Here is a 19,469-nt window from a genome sequence, read left to right on the forward strand (position 1 = left end):
GATGGAATTTTTGAACCAGATCAATGAACTGTTGAAGCAGAACTTGGGTGAATTCGGTCCGCTGATTGTCGTGGGCGTTTTGGGATTGTTCATGATCCTGGTCACGATCCCGCTGATGCTGAACCAGCCGGAAGACCCACTAAAGAAGTTGCAGCGGTCAAATTCACCGCCAAAAAACAACAAGAAAGAAAAGAAAGAACGTCTCAGAACAGCCAGCCGGAACGAACAGCTTGAGAAGTTCGCCAACTTTCTCGAACCCAAGAACGAAGAAGAGTATACCGCCGTTCAACTCAAGTTGAGGCAAGCCGGCTATCAGTCCAAGGACGCGGTTCGTTTCTATCACTTCGCTCAGTTCGCATTGGGCATAATCGGGATCCTGATCGGCGTCTCGCTGGTTACCGTGTTTGCGGGCGATCAGGAATTTGACTCGACGCAAATCCTCATTCGCGTTCTGGGACCTGGTATTGCGGGTTACTTCGTGCCCAAATACTGGATCACGCGGCGCGTAGAGGAACGCAAGGAAGCGATCGTAAATGGTTTCCCTGATACGCTCGATCTGATGTTGGTATGCGTCGAGGCCGGGCAGTCCTTGGATCAGGCCATTGTACGGGTCGCGTCTGAGATGAAAGCATCTTACCCAGACATCGCGCTTGAGTTCGAGGTTGTCGCCTACGAAATGAAAGCCGGTAAAGAAAAGGACACCGTTTTGCGCGACTTCGCGACGCGATGCGGCGTTCAGGACGTTAGCGCGTTCGTCACCGTGATGATCCAATCAGCGACATTCGGGACATCCATTGCCGAAGCGTTGCGGGTTTATGCCGATGAAATGCGTGACAAACGCGTGATGCGCGCCGAAGAGGCAGCGAATAAGTTGCCAACCAAAATGACCCTTGCGACAATGATGTTGACCGTCCCTCCTCTGCTGGTCATCCTTGTTGGACCTTCGGCAAAAGGTATTATGGAGTTTGGAAACCGATAACGCCTTCCCGCTTCTTCGCTGGGTTGCCAAATCAGGTTGTTGGCACCTTCGTATGACAATTCAGGCCGCCATGGTTTTCACCATGGTGGCCTCTTGCACTGAAACAGGCGCGACAGACGATCCGTTTGCCCCTGGCGTCGACCCAGATGGGCCTGCGGTAGATGAGGTGACCGTCGGAAACCGATTGATGGCGGCGGGCGAATATGAGCTTGCACTTGAATCCTTCACCCGTGCCGCGTTGCAACAGGGTATGACCCCGCAAATCCTGACTTCGCTTGGGACAGCTAATTTGGGATTGCGCCGGATTGGCCAAGCTGAACCGCTATTGCGTCGTGCTGTCGAGGACGATCCCGAGTGGCCTGTGGCATGGAACAACCTGGGTGTCTTCTTGGTGGAAACGGGCGAATATGCCGAAGCCGCGCAGATGTTCCGCAGAGCCTATGCGCTGGACAATGGCGAAAGTGACGCAATCCGCGACAATCTGCGGTTAGCACTCGCAAAAATGGAAAATCCTGTTAATAATACCCCACAAGAACAAGAATTTGAACTGGAGCAGCGCGGCAACGGGCAATTTGTTCTGCGTAAAATCCAGTAATAGAGGCAGAGCAGTAAAGGACGCACAAAAATGCGCCAACCCTTCTTGATTCCGACGATGCTGGCGTGCGGGCTGGTTTTGGCCGCCTGCGCAAAGGAAACCGAAGAGGAAAAGGTTGAACGTACTTTTCAGGAAGTGAACGTCATCGACGAGACCAACCTGAATGACGTGATGCTGAATGCGGCCGATCCCAATGAGGCGGTGACCTATTTCCAAAGTGCGGCCGCCAAGAACCCCGACCGCATCGACCTGCAACGAGGACTAGCAATCACGCTGACCCGTGCCAAGCGCAGCACTGAAGCTTCCGCCGCGTGGAAACGAGTGCTGAGCATGAAAGGGGCCAACAACGCCGACCGTGTCGAATACGCTGATGCGCAGATTCGCAGCGGCAACTGGGATGGCGCAAAGGCGACATTGGACAAAATCCCTCCTACATATGAAACCTTTAAACGGTATCGGCTTGAAGCGCTGGTGGCAGATGCCAAAAAAGACTGGAATCGCGCCGATCATTACTACGAAACCGCAGTGGGCCTGACGACCCGCCCTGCTGGCGTCATGAACAACTGGGGCTATTCCAAACTGACGCGCGGGCAATATGCGGAAGCCGAGCGGCTGTTTACCGACGCCATTAGGCAGGACAATTCTATGTTCACCGCCAAGAACAACCTTGTTCTGGCGCGCAGCGCGCAAGGCAACTACAGCGTTCCTGTTGTCCCAATGACGCAGACCGAACGGGCGAAACTGTTGAACACCATGGCCATTTCAGCCGTGAAACAGGGGAATATCAACCTGGCCAAGAACCTCTATCGCGAGGCGATTTCCACCCACCCGCAGCATTATGACGAGGCGGTCCGCTCGCTTCGGGCCCTTGAGGACGCCTGATCCATGATCATACCAGCGGCAGCGGCGGCGTGGTTTCTACCTTTTGTTCTGCCGATCTGTTTCTACGTTGCCTTTACGGATATGCGTGAGATGCGGATCAAGAACCACGCGGTCATCGCGCTGGCGGTTGTTTATCTCATCGTCGGGCTTATCGCATTGCCACCGTGGTCCGGTCCGTGGATCCCCGGCAACATCGGGCCGTTAACCCTGACCCTGCCTGCCTACGGATGGCAGCTGCTTCACATGGTTGTCGTTCTTGTTATCGGCATCGTGCTAAATGCAGCTGGGGTGATGGGGGCCGGAGACGCGAAGTTCTGTGCCGCAGCCGCAGCGTTTGTCTGGGTCGGTGACCTGATGTGGGTCATGGTGATTCTGACGGCAACTCTGCTGGGAGCGTTCTTTGCCCACCGGTTGGCGAAATACACCCGGCTGCGCCAGATCGCGCCACATTGGGAAAGCTGGGATCGCGGCAAACAGTTCCCTATGGGTCTGACGCTGGCTGGCAGCCTCGTTGTTTATTTGATTTTGGGCATAATCCACGGATCGTGAACAATCATCAGCGCGCCTTGCCCGCGCCTTTGTCCTGCCACAAATCCGCGCCAAATTCTTCCAAAGCGGCCCCGCAAGGGCCTTTTGCGTGATTTTTGGATGGACGAGCCCCGCTCATGAATATGCAGACCTCCTCTGTGATTGCCCCCCCTGCCCCTAAAGGCCTGGGAGAAATGCAACTTCCGCTGGTGATGATGCGGGACATTCTGTTGAAGACCGTCTTTCGCAAGAACGTGGATACGGTCAGCGAAATCGCGGGTGCCATCTGTTTGCCCGGGTCCGTGACACAGGAACTAGTTGATATCGCACGCGAGCAGAAACTGCTTGAAGCGACCGGGACTCTGAACGCCAACTCCGGCAATGAAATGGGCTATCAGCTGACCGATGCAGGCAAAGCGCGGGCGTTGGATGCGTTGAGCCAGTCTGAATATTTCGGTGCGATGCCGGTGCCGCTCGATGTTTACCGCGAGCAGGTCAAGCGCCAGTCGATCCGCAACATTCAAGTCACCCGCGACCAGCTAACCGGCGCGATGGGCCATCTTGTTCTGCCCGACAGCCTGCTGGATCATCTGGGCCCGGCGGTCAGCGCCGGTCGCTCAATTCTGATGTATGGCCCTCCGGGCAATGGTAAATCCTCGATCTCGAACGGCATTCGCGATGCTTTGGGGGACAACGTCTATGTTCCGCGCGCAATCGAATATGCCGGTCAGGTGATTACGGTCTACGACCCGATCGTGCACACCGCGATCGAGCAAGAAGAGGACGATCCCAACAGTCTGCGCCGCCGCAAGCGGTTCGACACTCGCTATGTTCAATGCGAACGCCCCACCGTTGTGACTGGTGGTGAACTGTCACTGAGCATGCTGGATTTGGTCTACAACCCCACTGCGCGTACTTATCAGGCGCCTCTGCAGCTGAAATCCACCGGCGGCATCTTCATCGTGGACGACCTTGGACGTCAGGCAGAGCCCCCTCAGGCCCTGATCAACCGCTGGATTGTTCCGCTTGAAGAAAGCAAGGATATCCTTGGCCTGCAATCGGGTGAGAAGTTCGAAGTACCATTCGACACGCTGGTTATATTTTCGACCAACTTCCACCCGAATGAGATTTTCGACCAAGCGGCCCTGCGCCGGATTTTCTTCAAGATCAAAATCGACGGCCCGAACCAAGAGAACTTCCTGAAGATCTTTGCCATGGTCGCCCGCAAGCGCGGTATGCCACTAGACGAGGCGGCGCTAGTGCATTTGCTGAAGGTCAAATACCCGACCATCAACAACATCTACGCCAACTATCAGCCGATCTTCCTGATCGACCAGATGATCTCAATCTGCGAGTTTGAGGGTATCCCTTATCAGATGAGTCCTGACCTGATCGACCGAGCCTGGGCCAACATGTTCGTTAAGGAAGAAAAGATCATTCACTGATCCCCTTGTCCTGGTTTCCATGGCCTGAGGGCTGCGCTAGGTTTGCCGGATGGTGCAGATTCCCCCGGCAATCCAAAACTGGTTTTCGAACAAAGGCTGGTCGATTCATCCACATCAGCAAGACATGTTTGAGCGGGCGAATGATCCCGCGGCCCTACTTATCGCTCCAACTGGTGGCGGCAAAACCATGGCCGGGTTTCTGCCTTCCTTGGCCGAGTTGGCGCTGGGGCAGCATGACGGATTGCACACGCTTTATGTGTCTCCTCTCAAGGCGCTGGCAGCGGACATCAGGCGCAATCTGCGCGTTCCCGTCGAGGAAATCGGCCTACCAATTCGGATCGAAGATCGCACCGGCGACACATCGGCCACGCAGAAGAAACGCCAGCGCGCCGATCCTCCACATATCCTTCTGACCACGCCCGAGAGTCTGGCGTTACTTACTTCATACGAAGATGCTCCGCGCATGTTTGCTGGGGTCCAGCGCATTGTTGTCGACGAAATACATGCACTGGCAGAAAGCAAACGGGGGGATCAATTGATGCTGGCGCTGGCACGATTGCAGACACTCTGCCCCGATCTGCGCCGCGTAGGCTTGTCCGCCACGGTTGAAGACCCCGAAGGCATCGCACGATTTCTAGCCCGCAATCCCGATCCTTGCCGAGTTATTCAGGCTGATCCCGGCCCTGACCCCGATATCTCGATGCTGCAAACACAAGAGATGCCGCCATGGTCGGGCGGTGGCGCAGCCTATTCCATCCCCGCTGTGATGGAGCAGATCAAAAAGCACAAGACGACACTTATCTTTCACAATACTCGGGCGCAGGCCGAGATTTTCTTTCACAACCTCTGGCTCGCCAACGACGACGCTCTGCCCATCGGCATTCACCACGGCAGCCTGGATCGGCAACAACGCGAACGGGTCGAGGCCGCGATGGTCAGGGGTGATCTGAGGGCAATTGTCTGTACCGGCAGCCTCGATCTGGGGATCGACTGGGGCGATGTGGATCTGGTGATCCAGATCGGCGCGCCGAAGAACGTCAAGCGGCTGGTGCAGCGGATCGGGCGCGCAAATCACCGCTACAATGCCCCTTCCAAAGCTATTCTCGTCCCAGCCAACCGGTTCGAAGTGGTCGAATGTGTTGCTGCACTGGAAGCTGTGCAAGAACATGATCTGGATGGCGACCCCCGCGGGCCAGGACCCAGGGACGTTTTGTGCCAGCATATTCTGATCGCCGCCGCAGCGGGACCGTTTGATGCAGATGCACTCTACGCCGAAATGACGGCTGCCGGGCCTTATGCGCAGATCACCCGTGCTGAATTCGATGCCTGTTTGGAATTCTGCGCCACCGGTGGATATGCCCTGCGAGCCTATGATCGGTGGCAGAGGCTACAGCAGCGCCCGGATGGAGCCTGGCAATTGCGCGACCCGAGGGCGGCACAGCGTATCCGCATGAACCTTGGCACGATTCAGGACACCGACACGCTGAAGGTTCGGCTTAAGCGCAATCGCGGGGGCAAGCCTCTGGGTGAGGTAGAGGAGGGATTCGCGGCCTCGCTAACCCCTGGTGATACCTTTCTGATCGGTGGTCAGATCGTCCGCTATGAGGGTCTGCGAGAGATGGTGGTCGAGGTCAGCCGCCGCGCTGACCGCAAGCCCAAGATTGCGACCTTTTCGGGCACCAAGTTCGCCACGTCTACCCAACTGAGCGACCGAATCCTGCGGATGTTCGCACAGCCGGATTGGCCTCAGTTGCCAGGCCACACTGCCGAATGGCTGGGTCTTCAGCGCGAGATATCACGCCTGCCGCAAAGTGACCGCCTGTTGATTGAAAGCTTCCCTGACAGGGGGCGCGAGCATCTATGCGTCTACGGATTTGCCGGCCGCAATGCGCAACAGACGCTGGGCTTGCTGTTGACCAAACGCATGGAGGAAACCGGCCTTGCGCCGCTGGGATTTGTAGCCACTGACTATGCCACCTTAATCTGGGGGCTGGATGCGGTGACCGATCCGCGCCCACTGTTTCAGTTGGACGCGCTACGAGAAGGATTGGAGACTTGGCTGGCGGGTAACGCCGTGATGAAACGCACATTTCGTGCTTCGGCCACAATCGCGGGGTTGATCGAACGCAACACTGGTGGGCAGCGCAAGAGTGGTCGGCAGGCGACATTTTCGTCAGATATCCTCTATGACACCTTGCTGAAATACGATCCTGAACATCTGCTGATGCAAATCACCCGCGAAGAGGCCATGCGCGGGTTGGTCGATTTCGGACGGATCGAAGCCATGGTCGCCCGGATCGGAGACCGCATTGACCTGCTGCGGCTAGACCGCGTCTCACCCCTGGCGGCGCCTCTGTTCCTCGAAGTTGGCAAAGTCCCCGTCAAGGGTGAAGCCGAGGAACGCCTGCTTGCGGAAGAAAGTGCCCGGTTACTGCAGGCCGCCGGATTGCAACCGGCATAAACCACTTGCGCAATCCGCAAAATCGTATGAAGAACGGATCATGAACAAGATCGCGTTTTCATTTTCTGGCCAAGACCTGGCTGCGCTTGGGTCGGGCGCACTATGGTGGCCGGAACAGGGCTTGCTCTGTGTTTCCGATCTGCATTTAGGCAAATCCGAACGGATCGCCCGCAGGGGCGGCCCGACATTGCCGCCGTATGACAGCCGCGAAACATTGACCCGATTGGCAAGTGATCTTGCCAGTACCGGTGCCACGACGGTCATCTGTTTAGGGGACAGCTTTGACGATCTCGATGCCTCGGGCGCGTTGGCTGCTGAGGATAGGCAACAGATCACCGCAATGCAGGCTGGTCGACGTTGGATCTGGATCGAGGGGAACCATGACCCCGGCCCGGTAGAAATGGGCGGCACACATCTGTCCGAGTGGGCTTGCCACGATCTGATTTTTCGCCATATCGCCCAGCAAAACAGTCCAGGTGAAGTCTCGGGCCACTACCACCCCAAAGTTAACCTCAATGCCCGAGGGCGCTCGATCACCCGCCCAGCTTTTTTGTTGGATCAATCACGTCTGATCCTTCCAGCTTATGGCGCTTACACCGGGGGGTTGCGCAGTTCAGCAGAGGCTCTGAGCGGCATCATGGCACCGGATGCGCGGGCAATTCTGACCGGCGCGCAGCCACAACTCATTCCGATGCCCAGATAGGTTCTAGAGCAACCCGTCGTCCACGAGCTGTTGCTTGTATTTCCTGCTGACAGGAACCTGATCGCCGTTGCTTAGGTGCAAAAAGGATTTTCCCTTTTCTTTTTCGACCCCAACAATCGCCGAATCCACGACCCAGTGTGAACGGTGCGTACAATGGCCTTGTACCGGCTCCATCTCGGCAATCGCGTCGGTAAAGCGCGAGCGGATTGTAAACGTACCATCGGACGTGACCACGTCGACATAGTGATCGCGCACGGTTAACCGATAAACCTGCCCCTCGAAAGTGGCGGGCAAACGATTGAAAAGACGTGGTCTGGGTTCGTATAGCGGTGCTGCGGTTTCTTCCCGCTGACGCACCAGCAAAAGTCCGGTGGCGAAGAGAAGACCATAAGGGGCGACTTTCAAAATGCCCGGTGCCATCAATCCATTTAGCGTGAACAGAATCCAGGTCAGAAACCACAGTGATGGTGCAAACAATGTCAGGATCAACAGGACGAAGGCAAAATCACGGACCAGCAATCCGGATCGATTTAGCCGTTCGCGTACCAGCTTTCCAGCCGACCAAGTCGCTGCAAGCGCGAGCAGCATAACACCTGTCCAGAACACCATCCGCTGACTGAATGGCAGTGTCATATCCCGAAAGGGGGCAAAGGAATACGCCAATAAAGGAATAAAAACGAGACCTGCCACTACCCGTTGAAGACTTATTAACGAGAAGATCGGACTCAGCTTCATCATACCAGGTAACGCACCTCGCCAATGGTAAAACCATGAAACACCAACTGACAGGATTATTATCCCTTAAACGGCTGGAATAGAAGGATTATCACCGACCGACGCAAGGTCAAGTCAAGATGTAGTTATATAAATATCCTAATCTAATGAAAAAGGCCGGAGAGCTTTTCGCTCTCCGGCCAATTCAATCATGGACGTTGCGCCCGGATTGAACACCGAGGCTGCTATTAAGCAGTCAGACCTTCAGGTTCAGGCAAGCCGTTTGCGCGGCAAGCCGCGGTGAGCGTGTTCGCAAGGAGGCAGGCGATCGTCATAGGGCCAACTCCGCCGGGAACAGGGGTAATCGCACCAGCGCGTTCTGCCGCAGTGGCGTAGTCAACGTCGCCAACCAGCTTGTTCTTGCCGTCGCGTTCGATCCGGTTGATGCCGACATCGATCACAGTTGCGCCTTCCTTGATCCAGTCACCCGGAACCATCTCGGGGCGACCAACTGCGGCGACCACAATATCAGCACGGCGTACAACATCGGGAAGATCTTTGGTGCGGCTATGCGCGATGGTCACGGTGCAACTGTCGCCCAGAAGCAACTGCGCCATCGGCTTACCCACGATGTTAGACCGACCGATCACTACAGCATCCATGCCGGACAAAGAGCCGTGGTGATCGCGCAACATCATCAGACAGCCCAGCGGAGTGCACGGCACCATTGACTTCTGACCTGTTCCCAGCAGGCCCACATTCGAGATGTGGAACCCGTCGACATCCTTTGCCGGATCGATCGAGTTGATCACCAGATCTTCGTTCAGATGCTTGGGCAGCGGCAGTTGCACCAGAATGCCGTGCACCGCAGGGTCATTGTTCAGTTTGTCAATCAGCGCTAGCAGGTCCGCCTCGGACGTGTCCACATCCAGCTTGTGCTCGTACGAGTTCATGCCGACCTCGACGGTCATCTTGCCCTTTGAACGGACATAGACCTGGCTGGCCGGGTCTTCGCCCACCAGAACCACCGCCAGACCGGGGGTGATGCCGTTCTCTTCTTTCAGCTTTGCAACCTGGTCAGCCACCTGCGCGCGCACTTTGGCGGCAAAGGCCTTTCCGTCGATAACCTGCGCTACCATTCTTTGATCCCTTCTTTCACAAAACGGATCGGGCGCACTAGGCGCCCGTTTCTTCAGTCTGGGCCGAGCACGCGTTCTTCGCGGGCAATCGACCAATCAATCAGTATACGCCAGAGCTTTTCGGCAAGATCGGGGTCCATACCCAACTCATCCGAGCTCTTGCGGACGCGCTGCACCACATCTTCGACACGTTCCGGGATGCGGGCTGGCAGGCCCTCGCCGGGTTTCAGCTGCGACGCGCGGTCGATATAGGTTGCGCGCTTTACCAGCAATCCAATCAATTGGCGGTCTAGCTTGTCGATCTGAGGCCGCAATTCCTGCATCGAATGACAGTCTTGCGGAGGAATCAGAGTGGGCATTTTGGTCTCCTGCGGCCCGGGGATATCCCCGGACCACGAGATGTCTTATTTGAGCGCTTAGAACAAGCCCTCGATCTCACCTGCGTCGTTAAGGCAGATGGTTTCGGCGGCCGGTTTGCGCGGCAGACCGGGCATGGTCATGATCTCACCGCAGACAACGACGATGAAACCGGCACCAGCGGAAAGGCGCACCTCACGCACCGGAACCGAGTGTCCGGTAGGCGCGCCGCGCAGGGTTGGGTCGGTCGAGAACGAATACTGGGTTTTCGCCATGCAGACCGGCAGATTGCCATAGCCTGCTTCTTCCCATTCGCGCAGCTGGTTGCGGATCTTGTTGTCGGCCAGAACTTCGTCGGCGCGATAGATACGCTTGGCGATGGTTTCGATCTTCTCGAACAGCGGCATGTCGTCTGGGTAGATCGGTGAGAAGTTCGCGGCACCATTTTCGACGATTTCGACAACTTTTTCAGCCAAAGGCGCAGAGCCGTCTGAACCCAGTTCCCAGTGACGCGACAGGATCGCTTCTACACCATGCTCGCCACAGTAGTCCTTGACCGCCTGAACTTCGTCATCGGTATCGGTGACGAAGTGGTTGATCGCGACGACAACCGGAACACCGAAGGATTTGACGTTTTCGATGTGGCGACCCAGGTTGGCGCAACCTGATTTCACAGCGTCGACGTTTTCCGCACCCAAGTCAGCCTTGGCCACGCCGCCATTCATTTTCATCGCGCGCACGGTGGCAACCAGTACCACTGCCGACGGAGCAATACCCGCCTTGCGGCATTTAATGTTCATGAACTTCTCGGCACCGAGGTCAGCACCAAAGCCCGCTTCGGTGACAACATAGTCGGCCACTTTCAGAGCGGTCTTGGTTGCGATGACCGAGTTGCAGCCATGCGCGATGTTTGCGAAGGGACCACCGTGAACGAAGGCCGGGTTGTTTTCCAGCGTCTGCACCAGGTTCGGCTGCATCGCGTCTTTCAACAGAACGGTCATTGCACCTTCTGCCTTGATATCGCGGCAGTAAACCGGGGTCTTGTCGCGGCGGTAAGCAACAATAATGTCGCCCAGACGCTTCTCCAGATCTTTCAAGTCGTTTGCCAAGCAAAGGATCGCCATGACTTCGGACGCCACGGTGATGTCAAAGCCTGCTTCACGCGGGAAACCATTCGACACGCCGCCCAGAGACGCCGTGATCTGACGCAGAGCACGGTCATTCATGTCGACGACGCGGCGCCATGCAACGCGGCGGGTGTCGATTTCCTGCTCGTTGCCCCAGTAGATGTGGTTGTCGATCATCGCCGACAGCAGCGAGTGGGCCGAGGTGATGGCGTGGAAGTCACCTGTGAAGTGCAGGTTCATTTCTTCCATCGGAACAACCTGCGCGTAACCACCACCTGCGGCGCCGCCCTTCATGCCGAAGTTCGGGCCAAGCGAAGCTTCGCGGATACAGATCATCGCGTTCTTGCCGATGCGGTTCAAGCCGTCGCCCAGACCTACGGTGGTGGTGGTCTTGCCTTCACCTGCGGGGGTTGGGTTGATCGCGGTCACCAGGATCAGCTTGCCGTCTTCGCGGTCCTGTACCGAGTTGATGAAGTCCTGGCTGACTTTGGCCTTGTCATGGCCGTAAGGCAGCAGATCATCGCTGGAGATACCCAGCTTCGCGCCGATTTCCTGAATCGGCTTTTTGTTCGCCTCGCGGGCAATCTCAATGTCGGATTTGTAGCTCATTGGGCAGGGTCCCTGATTGAATTCCGTGCAAAACCGACGCACGGGCGTCGGCGCTGCGCAACATATACTGACGTACACAACTCTGATGGCTAAGGATTCCGACATTTTCATGCCGCGAAACGGCGTTGCGAGAAATCGTAATGCGCAAATCGGAAACGGATTGAACCTATGGGTTCCAAAGGGGCTGATCCGGCACAAACAATTGCATCTTGTCGCCGCGTTTCAGAGCCCCCGGGCGTTCGACCCAAGCCGTTATCCCGCGTCGCCCTTTGGCCGCAGGTTTGAATGCCGCCCCGTAACCGGTATGATCCGCCTCGATCTCGCGGCCCGGAAGAACGCAGGGGGCGTTTTCCATGTCCACAGTGATCGTCAAACCGCTCTCGGCCTTCAACCGCGACGACGGAGGGATATGAGAGAAATCGGGAATGCCCTTCAGGACAATCGAAGCCCCAAGGTAAGACGGATCAAGCGTTGCCAACTCCATCTCAGCCGCGACATCACCCAATTCCTCTGCCGACAGCACTGACAGTTGCCGCACATTCCGGATCTCGGTGCCCTTTGGATAGAGATTCGCTACCCGAACACAGGACGCTCTATTGAGCCCCTGATGCCGTTCCCCCTGAACGCCATCAAAATTCAGGTCCAAAGCATTGACAGGCTTGGCCCGCAAAGACTGGCCTGCTGGAACATAGCCCAGCCATACCACGTCGGCTGAATATTCTGTTTCACGTAAGAACGGCATGAGATGCCCCCATTCATCTGCAGGTTTGTAGGCATAATGCCCGGCAACGCCCTGATGAAAAGAGAAAACCCGGAGACTGGCTCCGGGTTTTGTTGTTATGCGGTGGGTTCTGGTTCCATCCCGCCATCTGGCGGCGATTTCTTGGACTTGGTCTTCGGGATGGCAGTCACGCTGGGGGCGTTGCCCTCATCGGGGCTGTCACCCTCATCATCGCTTTCGGTGGGCGGTTCGCCATTCATGACGCGCTTGATCTCATCGCCGGTCAGGGTCTCATACTCAAGCAGGCCTTGCGCCAGTCGCTCCCATTCCTCGTTCTTGTCGGTCAGGATCTTGTGCGCGCGTTCATAGCCTTGCTGGATCAGGCGCTTTACCTCTTCTTCAATCAGCTCTTTGGTATGGGCCGATACCGAGAACCCGGCGGTGTTGCCCTGATAGCCTTCATGCGCCTCGGCATAGTCGATGTTGCCGACCTTGTCGGACATGCCCCAGCGCATCACCATGGCGCGCGCCAACTGGCTGGCCTGCATGATATCGCCCGCAGGGCCGTTCGACACGTGATCTTCGCCGTATTTAATCACCTCGGCGGCCTTGCCTGCCATAGTCATGGCCAGCTTCTGCTCACACTCATCGCGGTGATAGTTCAGACGATCCATTTCGGGCAGTGACACAACCATACCCAGCGCACCACCGCGCGGAATGATGGTCGCCTTATAGACCGGATCGCACAGCGGCAGTTCCAGACCTACAACGGCATGGCCGGCCTCGTGATAGGCGGTTTTTTCCTTCTGGTCCTGCGTCAGCACCATCGAACGGCGCTCGGCCCCCATCATCACCTTGTCTTTGGCGTTCTCAAAGTCCTCCATGGTGACAAAGCGACGACCGACGCGGGCGGCCATCAATGCGGCCTCGTTCACGAGGTTCGCCAGATCAGCACCCGAAAAGCCCGGCGTGCCGCGCGCGATAATGCGCAGGTCGACATCGGGACCCAGAGGCGTCTTGCGCGCGTGCACGCCCAGAATCTTTTCGCGGCCTTTGATGTCGGGGTTGCCAACAGTCACGTTGCGGTCAAACCGGCCCGGACGCAGCAGCGCAGGGTCCAGAACGTCCTTCCGGTTGGTGGCCGCCAGAATGATCACGCCTTCATTGGCCTCGAAACCGTCCATCTCAACCAGCAGCTGGTTGAGAGTCTGTTCGCGTTCGTCGTTACCGCCGCCATAGCCAGCACCACGATGGCGCCCCACGGCGTCAATTTCGTCGATGAACACGATACAAGGCGCGTTCTTCTTGGCTTGCTCGAACATGTCACGCACACGCGATGCACCAACACCAACGAACATTTCAACGAAATCGGAACCCGAGATCGTAAAGAACGGCACACCTGCCTCGCCCGCAATCGCACGGGCAAGCAGCGTCTTACCAGTGCCCGGAGGGCCAACCAGCAGCGCGCCTTTGGGAATCTTACCGCCCAAACGCGAAAATTTCTGCGGATTGCGCAGGAATTCCACGATCTCTTCCAGCTCTTCCTTGGCCTCGTCGATGCCCGCAACGTCGTCGAACGTTACCCGGCCATGCTTTTCGGTCAGCATCTTGGCCTTGGACTTGCCAAAACCCATCGCGCCACCTTTGCCACCACCTTGCATCCGGTTCATGAAATAGACCCAGACGCCAATCAACAGCAGGAAGGGCAGCAGCGTGATCAGGAACGACTGGAAACCCGATTGCTGTTGTTTTTCAGCACGTACGGGGATGTTCTTGTCGATCAGCAACTTCGTCACCTCGGCATCGGTGGGTTTGATGGTGACAAAGTCCTGATTCTCATTCGTGCGATAGCGGATCTGTTCGCCATCCAGCGTCACGCTGGTGACGTCTCCGGCGTCCACGGCGCTGACGAATTCGGAATAGGTGCGTTCATTGTTCTGAAGCGACCCGCTGGGTCCACTGAACAGGTTGAACAGTGCCAGGATCAGCAGAAACAGAACGACCCAGAAGGCGATGTTGCGAGCGTTGCCCAAGGAAAATCTCCCGAAAGGTTTCGGCAGGTGGGGACCTGCCGGGGTTGTTCCTTAAAATAGAGAGGATTGTGGCAGGTTCAATGAGATAAAATCACCGCATCGAAGTCGGACCTTTCTGGAAGCAGTTCGGCGCGCCATTCGTTTGCGAAACCGACCAGGGGTGCAGCCAATAGAGTGCCTTCGGCCCAAACCGAGGGCGTCGACAACACTGCAGCGCGAGGTTTGCCCACAGAGCGCCAGTTTTCCAGCTGCAATATACCATCCTCACCAAGCGCCCGGATTTCCGCAACTTCAGTTTTTGGCCCGGACATAATCCAACGCCTGTCCCAAGGTTCTGAGGGGCGCGCGTGCTGATTGCTGACGGCGTTTAGCTCTCTGCAAATCCAAGTTTTTTTGCCTTCCGGGGTAAAAATACAGCCCCCAAGGGTGGCCGTCTGAGCAGACGATATCGAATCCAACACTTGATCCACCGCTTTGTGTCGTGGCGGATACTCTCCCCCTGCGATCCATGAAACAGACGCGGTCACAAGCCGACGACGGATTTCTTCGGGCAGAGTTTCGAAACCTTCGCGATCAATGCAAAGATCGCCATCCGCCACCGTGATGAACCGGAGAGCGGATTCCTGCGCGTATTGCGCCAATGCTTCACGCGCTTGTGCCATATTTTCAGCGACCCGTGATAATGACTCTGCCGTGATCCCGATTTGATTTAATCCGGAAAGTGCCTGGCGGGCTTTGATCCGGTCAAAACGAGGGTCCTGATTCGACGGATCATCAATCCACGAAATACCTAGCACAGTCAGATATTCCCGAAGATCGGAGCGTGTCGTGGACAGCAATGGGCGCAGCAATGTGACCAGACCTTCTTTTCGCGATACAGCCATGGCCGAAAGCCCCGAAACGCCCGAAGCACGGGCCAGCCGCATCAGTACCGTTTCAGCCTGATCATCCTCCGTGTGGCCCAGCGCAACTGCCTCTAGGCCCTTCGATTCGGCCCACGCGACCAGCAACCGGTATCTCGCACGCCGCGCCTGATCCTGCAGATTTCCGGATCCATCCCACCCCTGCCATTTCAGCGTTTCATGAGGAATGCCTAAGCGCTGCACCAGTGTCGCGACGGCCAAGGCCTCTGACGCAGATTCAGCTCGCAGGCCGTGATCAACGGTCGCCGCAAACAGCTCGATCTGCTCTTGTCGCGCGATATCAACAAGTAATCGCAACAGGGCAGTCGAATCACTGCCCCCTGAAACCGCCACCCCCAGACGGCGCGGCAGTGGATCGGGCAGACCTGCCCGCAAATTGGCCCGAAGCGTATCGGCGTCAGAGGTCAAGAACAGCCCAGCGTTGCCATTTCCTGTGTGGCCGAAGCAGCTGGTGCCGATGCCGGAAATCGTACGCCAACTTCGCCGAGTGTGATGCAAGCCTGATCGGTTTGGCCCAGCTGTCCAAGCGCTGCGCCCAACTCAAACAACGCCTCGGGTGCCAGAGGTCCTTCGGAGTCGCCCGTGAAGCTGGCCAGAAAGGCGCGCGCCGCTTCGCGTGTATCGCCTACCCCTTTCAGCGCCTGCCCGCGCCGCAGGTTGGCTTGGCTCGCCAGCGGGCTGCCCGGATAGGACTGGTCGAATTGCGCAAACAGATCGGCCGCGGTCTGGAAATCTCCATCCACCAGGGCCTGCGAAGCGGCATCAAAATCCGCTTGTTCACCGACTGCAAGCTCCCCCTGATCAGTGACCGTGGGTTGCGTAGGGTTGGGGGTGGGTGCCACAGCCACATCGGTCGATGTCTCACCACCCAGCGTTGAGGTTTCGCCTAGCGCGCTCAGATCACCGCCTTCAAGTTCAACCAGACGAAACTCCAAATCACCGATACGGTTGGTGCCATCGGTCACGACATTCTGCACCCGTTGGTTCAACTGCTCGGTCTGACGAGTCAGGCGCTGTAGTTCGGCCTCGATCGCATCAACGCGCTCAAGCACGGAACTGCCGGACAGGTTTGGCGCAGGGGAACCAGTGGTTGAAAACTCGCGCTTGAGACGCTGAATTTCCACATGCAGCACGGTTAATTCCTGACGGATATCCGCCAGCGTCTGCTGATCCTGTGCCTGTGCCATACCAGCGACGGTCACGACCGCCGCCAGAACCAAACCTGCAATTCGCATCATCTTACCCCAAGGTTGAACCGGTCAGCACCGTCACCGCGCGGCGGTTTTTCGAATAGCAATCCTCGGTGCTGCAAATTTCGATCGGGCGTTCCTTGCCATAGCTGACGGTGGTCAACCGGTTGCCTGCCACCCCGCGCGAGATCAGATACTCCCGCGCCGCATTGGCCCGGCGAGCTCCAAGCGCAAGGTTGTATTCGCGCGTGCCCTGCTCGTCCGCATGGCCTTCGATATTGGCGACAAAATCCGGATTGGCGAGCAGCCAATCGGCCTGCCCTTGCAGAATCGTCTGCGCCTGCGGGCTGAGCGTGGACTGATCGACCGCGAACAGAACCCGGTCACCAACTGTTTGCTGGAAATAGGCTGGCGAACGCGGATCACTGGGTGAGCCCGGAACCAGTGCGCCGCTGCCACCAGCGCCGCCACCCAGAGCCGACGGATCATTATTGGAACAGGCCGCAATCAGGGTCAGCGCCCCAATTGCCGCGACTTTGCTCAACAGTTTCATCTCAAGTGCCTCGTGTTTCGTTGTTTATTGCCGCGCTTCTATCACATTGCGGGTTTGTTGTGAACTTTACCTGCGGTCTGTTCCGATCAATTCTGCAGTGGCCCCCAAGACGGGTCGCTACCGCCATCCGGCGTTCTAACAGGACGCAAGTTACGGCCCGAAATATCCACAGAGTAAAGCGTCGATCGACCGCTTGCCCCCTGCGTTTCGCGGGTGAACATGATGACCCGCCCGTTTGGCGACCATGTGGGACCTTCGTCCAGGAACGAGGCGGTCAAAAGGCGCTCTTCGCTGCCATCCGTGCGCATAACACCGATGTGGAAGCGACCTTTGTTCTGCTTGGTAAAGGCAATCAAGTCACCACGCGGAGACCAGACCGGCGTACCATAGCGGCCTTGCCCAAAACTGATCCGCGTTGCCTCGCCTCCGTTGGCGGGCATGATGTAAAGCTGCGGAGTGCCCGACCGGTCGCTTTCAAACACGATCCGACTGCCGTCCGGCGCATAGCTTGGTGCAGTTTCAATCGCGGGCGTATTGGTCAGTCGCACGCTTTGGCCCGAGGCCAGATCCATTTTCCACAAATCCGTGTTTCCGCCTTGGGTCAACGAATAAACAATTGAACGACCATCCGGAGAGAAGCGCGGTGAGAAACTCATGGTGCCTTCCTGCGTTTTCAACTCCTGCCGCTTCACGCGGCCGACATCCAGAACGTAAATACGCGGCTGACCGGTCTCGTAGCTGGTATAGAGCAACTGGTCGCCCGTCGGTGAAAACCGAGGCGCCAGAACAATCGCTGCGCTGTCGGTCAGATACTGCACATTAGCGCCGTCGTAATCCATTATGGCCAACCGTTTGCGCCGTTGATCCTTTGGGCCGCTCTCCGACACGAACGCGACACGGCTGTCGAAATAGGCGCCCTCTCCCGTGATCCGGGTATAAACCTGATCCGCGACCTTATGCGCCATGCGCCTCCAACCGTCGGTTGTTCCTGCAAACTGCAAACCGTTGCCGAGTTCCTGCCCCGAGAAGACATCCCAGACCCGGAACCGGACCGTCAGGCGCTTGCCCGACACATTGACCGCCCCTGTCACCAGTGCTTGAGCGTTGATCGCCTTCCAATCTGCGAACTGTACCGGCGCGTCAAAACTGCTGACGCGGCTGATATATGCATCCGACGAGATTTCACGAAACAGGCCCGTTCCGGTCAGGTCAGACACGACCACCCGCGAGATATCTTGTGCATATTGTGCCGCCGAGGGACCGTCAGGCACAAAGCTTGGCACGGCAAACGGCATAGGTTCGATGATCCCTTCATCGATTTCCAGACGCAGCGGGCCACTTTGGGCGTAAGCCGAGGTCGAAAGAAGGGTCAGGCCAATTAAGAGGCTGGTCAGAAGTTTCATCATTTGATCCGCATCCTCTCGGGATTGAATGTAATCTCAATATCCTGCCATTGATCGTATTTGTCAGCAGGTAGGTCATATCCTTTAGACCCACAGCGCAAAATTGCGCGCCGCGCGGCTTCGTAGGCTTGTTTTGCTGATGCGGCTGAGCCGCCTGAACTGTCGAGTAGCTGCAAACTGCCGCCAACCACTTTGCCATCTCTGGTTAACGAAAACCCGACAACAACCACGGTTTCCAGCGCATCCGTCGACAGGGACCCGACATTCCAACACCGCGACACCGCAACCCGCATCGCGTCTTTTTCACCGCTTGTCAGTGGTGGGCCCGAAGGTTCGGTGCCATTGCCCAATGCTTCGGCCAAGGCGTCATTGATCGCTTGCTCGTTTTGCGCAGGTTCAGTCGGCGCGGGCTCGGGCGTTTCTGCAACCTCAGGCTCTGGCTGGGGTGCCGGCCGGTTCGGGCGCACGCGCGGACGAGGAGAAGTTCGCGGGGCCGGATCTTCGACTTCTTCCGCCTCGGTCACAATCTCGGGCGCGGCCTCTTCCGGTGCCGTTTGATCTTGCTGTTCTTGTTGGATTTCCGCCCCTTCATCCAGCGAAACCGGAGGGGTTTCAATGTCATCCGGCTTGGCCTCGGGCGGAGGAGGAGCAATCTGCTCGGGCGCGATCTTATCCGCAGGGCTTGGTTCGGCCTCTGGGCCCGGAGGCGCAGGAAGCGCCGCCAGCTCAGGCTCGGGCTCTTCAAGCGTCGGAGGTTGTTCGATCAGTTCGGGCTCGGGCGGGACTTCCACCGTTTCCGGTTCCGGCTCGGGCTCAGGTTCCGGCTCGGGCTGGGCAACCGGCTCAGGTTCGGGCGTTTCTTCCGGTGTCGGGTCCAGTATTTCGATCTTATCAGGTTCTGCAGGCTGTTGCAGTTCAGCCGGGTCAGTCGGCACCTCGGGTGCCTCGCGTTGCGCGGTCATGGCCGCAAACTGCTCAGCCGAGATCACCGAGACATCCTGTACAGCCATCGGCAACGGCTCGGACCGGAAGGTCCCGCCGATCAGCGCCCAGCCAATCAGGCTGACATGCGCAATTGCCGAAATCTTGGTGCCGGTATCCACCGCG

Annotated in this window: 18 protein-coding genes; 7 read left to right on the plus strand and 11 right to left on the minus strand. The window is 57.4% G+C overall.

Annotated elements, in window-relative coordinates; translation table 11 throughout:
• The first annotated feature begins 1 nt into the window (after window position 1).
• The 7 genes from ACR0AU_RS16145 (at window position 2) to pdeM (ending at window position 7,593) form a co-directional block, all read left to right on the plus strand.
• Complete coding sequence (locus tag ACR0AU_RS16145) at window positions 2-979, plus strand: type II secretion system F family protein (RefSeq protein ID WP_170397360.1); 978 nt, start codon at window positions 2-4, stop codon at window positions 977-979.
• A gap of 52 nt (window positions 980-1,031) precedes the next feature.
• Entirely contained in the window at window positions 1,032-1,574 is a 543-nt protein-coding gene (locus ACR0AU_RS16150; protein ID WP_370644360.1) for a tetratricopeptide repeat protein, read from the plus strand.
• A 30-nt stretch (window positions 1,575-1,604) separates the two neighbouring features.
• Window positions 1,605-2,456 carry a tetratricopeptide repeat protein gene (locus ACR0AU_RS16155; protein ID WP_170397362.1) on the plus strand — a complete coding sequence of 284 codons (852 nt, stop codon included), beginning with the start codon at window positions 1,605-1,607 and terminating at the stop codon, window positions 2,454-2,456.
• A gap of 3 nt (window positions 2,457-2,459) precedes the next feature.
• Window positions 2,460-3,005, plus strand: coding sequence for a prepilin peptidase (locus ACR0AU_RS16160; protein ID WP_170733262.1), 546 nt, complete (start codon window positions 2,460-2,462; stop codon window positions 3,003-3,005).
• A 116-nt stretch (window positions 3,006-3,121) separates the two neighbouring features.
• Entirely contained in the window at window positions 3,122-4,429 is a 1,308-nt protein-coding gene (locus tag ACR0AU_RS16165) for an ATPase (RefSeq protein ID WP_170397365.1), read from the plus strand.
• A gap of 49 nt (window positions 4,430-4,478) precedes the next feature.
• Entirely contained in the window at window positions 4,479-6,890 is a 2,412-nt protein-coding gene (locus tag ACR0AU_RS16170; RefSeq protein ID WP_170733263.1) for a ligase-associated DNA damage response DEXH box helicase, read from the plus strand.
• Between the two features lie 40 nt (window positions 6,891-6,930).
• Complete coding sequence (pdeM, locus tag ACR0AU_RS16175; protein WP_170733264.1) at window positions 6,931-7,593, plus strand: ligase-associated DNA damage response endonuclease PdeM; 663 nt, start codon at window positions 6,931-6,933, stop codon at window positions 7,591-7,593.
• Between the two features lie 3 nt (window positions 7,594-7,596).
• Here the strand turns inward: pdeM and ACR0AU_RS16180 are convergent, their stop codons facing one another.
• From ACR0AU_RS16180 to ACR0AU_RS16230, 11 genes are all read right to left on the minus strand, one after another.
• Window positions 7,597-8,181 carry a LytTR family DNA-binding domain-containing protein gene (locus tag ACR0AU_RS16180; RefSeq protein WP_480795944.1) on the minus strand — a complete coding sequence of 195 codons (585 nt, stop codon included), beginning with the start codon at window positions 8,179-8,181 and terminating at the stop codon, window positions 7,597-7,599.
• A 374-nt stretch (window positions 8,182-8,555) separates the two neighbouring features.
• Entirely contained in the window at window positions 8,556-9,446 is an 891-nt protein-coding gene (gene folD / locus ACR0AU_RS16185; protein WP_170397373.1) for a bifunctional methylenetetrahydrofolate dehydrogenase/methenyltetrahydrofolate cyclohydrolase FolD, read from the minus strand.
• Window positions 9,447-9,499: 53 nt separating this feature from the next.
• Window positions 9,500-9,805: a chorismate mutase gene (locus ACR0AU_RS16190; protein WP_170397374.1), complete on the minus strand. Its 306-nt coding sequence runs from the start codon at window positions 9,803-9,805 to the stop codon at window positions 9,500-9,502.
• Window positions 9,806-9,862: 57 nt separating this feature from the next.
• Complete coding sequence (locus tag ACR0AU_RS16195; RefSeq protein WP_170404366.1) at window positions 9,863-11,539, minus strand: formate--tetrahydrofolate ligase; 1,677 nt, start codon at window positions 11,537-11,539, stop codon at window positions 9,863-9,865.
• A 166-nt stretch (window positions 11,540-11,705) separates the two neighbouring features.
• Entirely contained in the window at window positions 11,706-12,281 is a 576-nt protein-coding gene (locus tag ACR0AU_RS16200) for an MOSC domain-containing protein (RefSeq protein ID WP_480592125.1), read from the minus strand.
• A gap of 95 nt (window positions 12,282-12,376) precedes the next feature.
• Window positions 12,377-14,293 (minus strand): ATP-dependent zinc metalloprotease FtsH, encoded by a 1,917-nt coding sequence (ftsH, locus tag ACR0AU_RS16205; protein WP_170424311.1) that lies wholly within the window; start codon window positions 14,291-14,293, stop codon window positions 12,377-12,379.
• A 77-nt stretch (window positions 14,294-14,370) separates the two neighbouring features.
• Window positions 14,371-15,624, minus strand: coding sequence for a tRNA lysidine(34) synthetase TilS (gene tilS / locus ACR0AU_RS16210; protein ID WP_480795945.1), 1,254 nt, complete (start codon window positions 15,622-15,624; stop codon window positions 14,371-14,373).
• Window positions 15,621-16,451, minus strand: coding sequence for a tol-pal system protein YbgF (ybgF, locus tag ACR0AU_RS16215; RefSeq protein WP_170404791.1), 831 nt, complete (start codon window positions 16,449-16,451; stop codon window positions 15,621-15,623). The genes tilS and ybgF overlap by 4 nt, the downstream gene beginning before the upstream one ends.
• Window positions 16,452-16,455: 4 nt before the next feature.
• Window positions 16,456-16,959, minus strand: a complete 504-nt coding sequence (gene pal / locus ACR0AU_RS16220; RefSeq protein ID WP_170397385.1) for a peptidoglycan-associated lipoprotein Pal — start codon at window positions 16,957-16,959, stop codon at window positions 16,456-16,458.
• A gap of 86 nt (window positions 16,960-17,045) precedes the next feature.
• Window positions 17,046-18,365, minus strand: a complete 1,320-nt coding sequence (gene tolB, locus ACR0AU_RS16225) for a Tol-Pal system beta propeller repeat protein TolB (RefSeq protein WP_170466163.1) — start codon at window positions 18,363-18,365, stop codon at window positions 17,046-17,048.
• The gene (locus tag ACR0AU_RS16230) at window positions 18,362-19,465 is read right to left on the minus strand and encodes an energy transducer TonB (protein ID WP_170612104.1); all 1,104 of its coding nucleotides are present in this window, start codon (window positions 19,463-19,465) and stop codon (window positions 18,362-18,364) included. Before ACR0AU_RS16230 ends, tolB begins: the two co-directional genes overlap by 4 nt.
• Between the last annotated feature and the right edge of the window lie 4 nt (window positions 19,466-19,469).

This window comes from Ruegeria sp. CG1, from assembly GCF_056537265.1.

What these genes read in the sequence shown, in the direction of transcription:
- ACR0AU_RS16150 (WP_370644360.1), top strand. Translation starts at nt 1,032, where the DNA reads ATGACAATTCAGGCCGCCATGGTTTTCACCATGGTGGCCTCTTGCACT.
- ACR0AU_RS16190 (WP_170397374.1), bottom strand. Translation starts at nt 9,805, where the DNA reads ATGCCCACTCTGATTCCTCCGCAAGACTGTCATTCGATGCAGGAATTG.
- ACR0AU_RS16145 (WP_170397360.1), top strand. Translation starts at nt 2, where the DNA reads ATGGAATTTTTGAACCAGATCAATGAACTGTTGAAGCAGAACTTGGGT.
- ACR0AU_RS16170 (WP_170733263.1), top strand. Translation starts at nt 4,479, where the DNA reads ATGGTGCAGATTCCCCCGGCAATCCAAAACTGGTTTTCGAACAAAGGC.
- ACR0AU_RS16200 (WP_480592125.1), bottom strand. Translation starts at nt 12,281, where the DNA reads ATGCCGTTCTTACGTGAAACAGAATATTCAGCCGACGTGGTATGGCTG.
- ACR0AU_RS16165 (WP_170397365.1), top strand. Translation starts at nt 3,122, where the DNA reads ATGAATATGCAGACCTCCTCTGTGATTGCCCCCCCTGCCCCTAAAGGC.
- pdeM (WP_170733264.1), top strand. Translation starts at nt 6,931, where the DNA reads ATGAACAAGATCGCGTTTTCATTTTCTGGCCAAGACCTGGCTGCGCTT.
- pal (WP_170397385.1), bottom strand. Translation starts at nt 16,959, where the DNA reads ATGAAACTGTTGAGCAAAGTCGCGGCAATTGGGGCGCTGACCCTGATT.
- ACR0AU_RS16155 (WP_170397362.1), top strand. Translation starts at nt 1,605, where the DNA reads ATGCGCCAACCCTTCTTGATTCCGACGATGCTGGCGTGCGGGCTGGTT.
- ACR0AU_RS16160 (WP_170733262.1), top strand. Translation starts at nt 2,460, where the DNA reads ATGATCATACCAGCGGCAGCGGCGGCGTGGTTTCTACCTTTTGTTCTG.
- tolB (WP_170466163.1), bottom strand. Translation starts at nt 18,365, where the DNA reads ATGATGAAACTTCTGACCAGCCTCTTAATTGGCCTGACCCTTCTTTCG.
- ACR0AU_RS16195 (WP_170404366.1), bottom strand. Translation starts at nt 11,539, where the DNA reads ATGAGCTACAAATCCGACATTGAGATTGCCCGCGAGGCGAACAAAAAG.
- folD (WP_170397373.1), bottom strand. Translation starts at nt 9,446, where the DNA reads ATGGTAGCGCAGGTTATCGACGGAAAGGCCTTTGCCGCCAAAGTGCGC.
- ACR0AU_RS16180 (WP_480795944.1), bottom strand. Translation starts at nt 8,181, where the DNA reads ATGCTGCTCGCGCTTGCAGCGACTTGGTCGGCTGGAAAGCTGGTACGC.
- ybgF (WP_170404791.1), bottom strand. Translation starts at nt 16,451, where the DNA reads ATGCGAATTGCAGGTTTGGTTCTGGCGGCGGTCGTGACCGTCGCTGGT.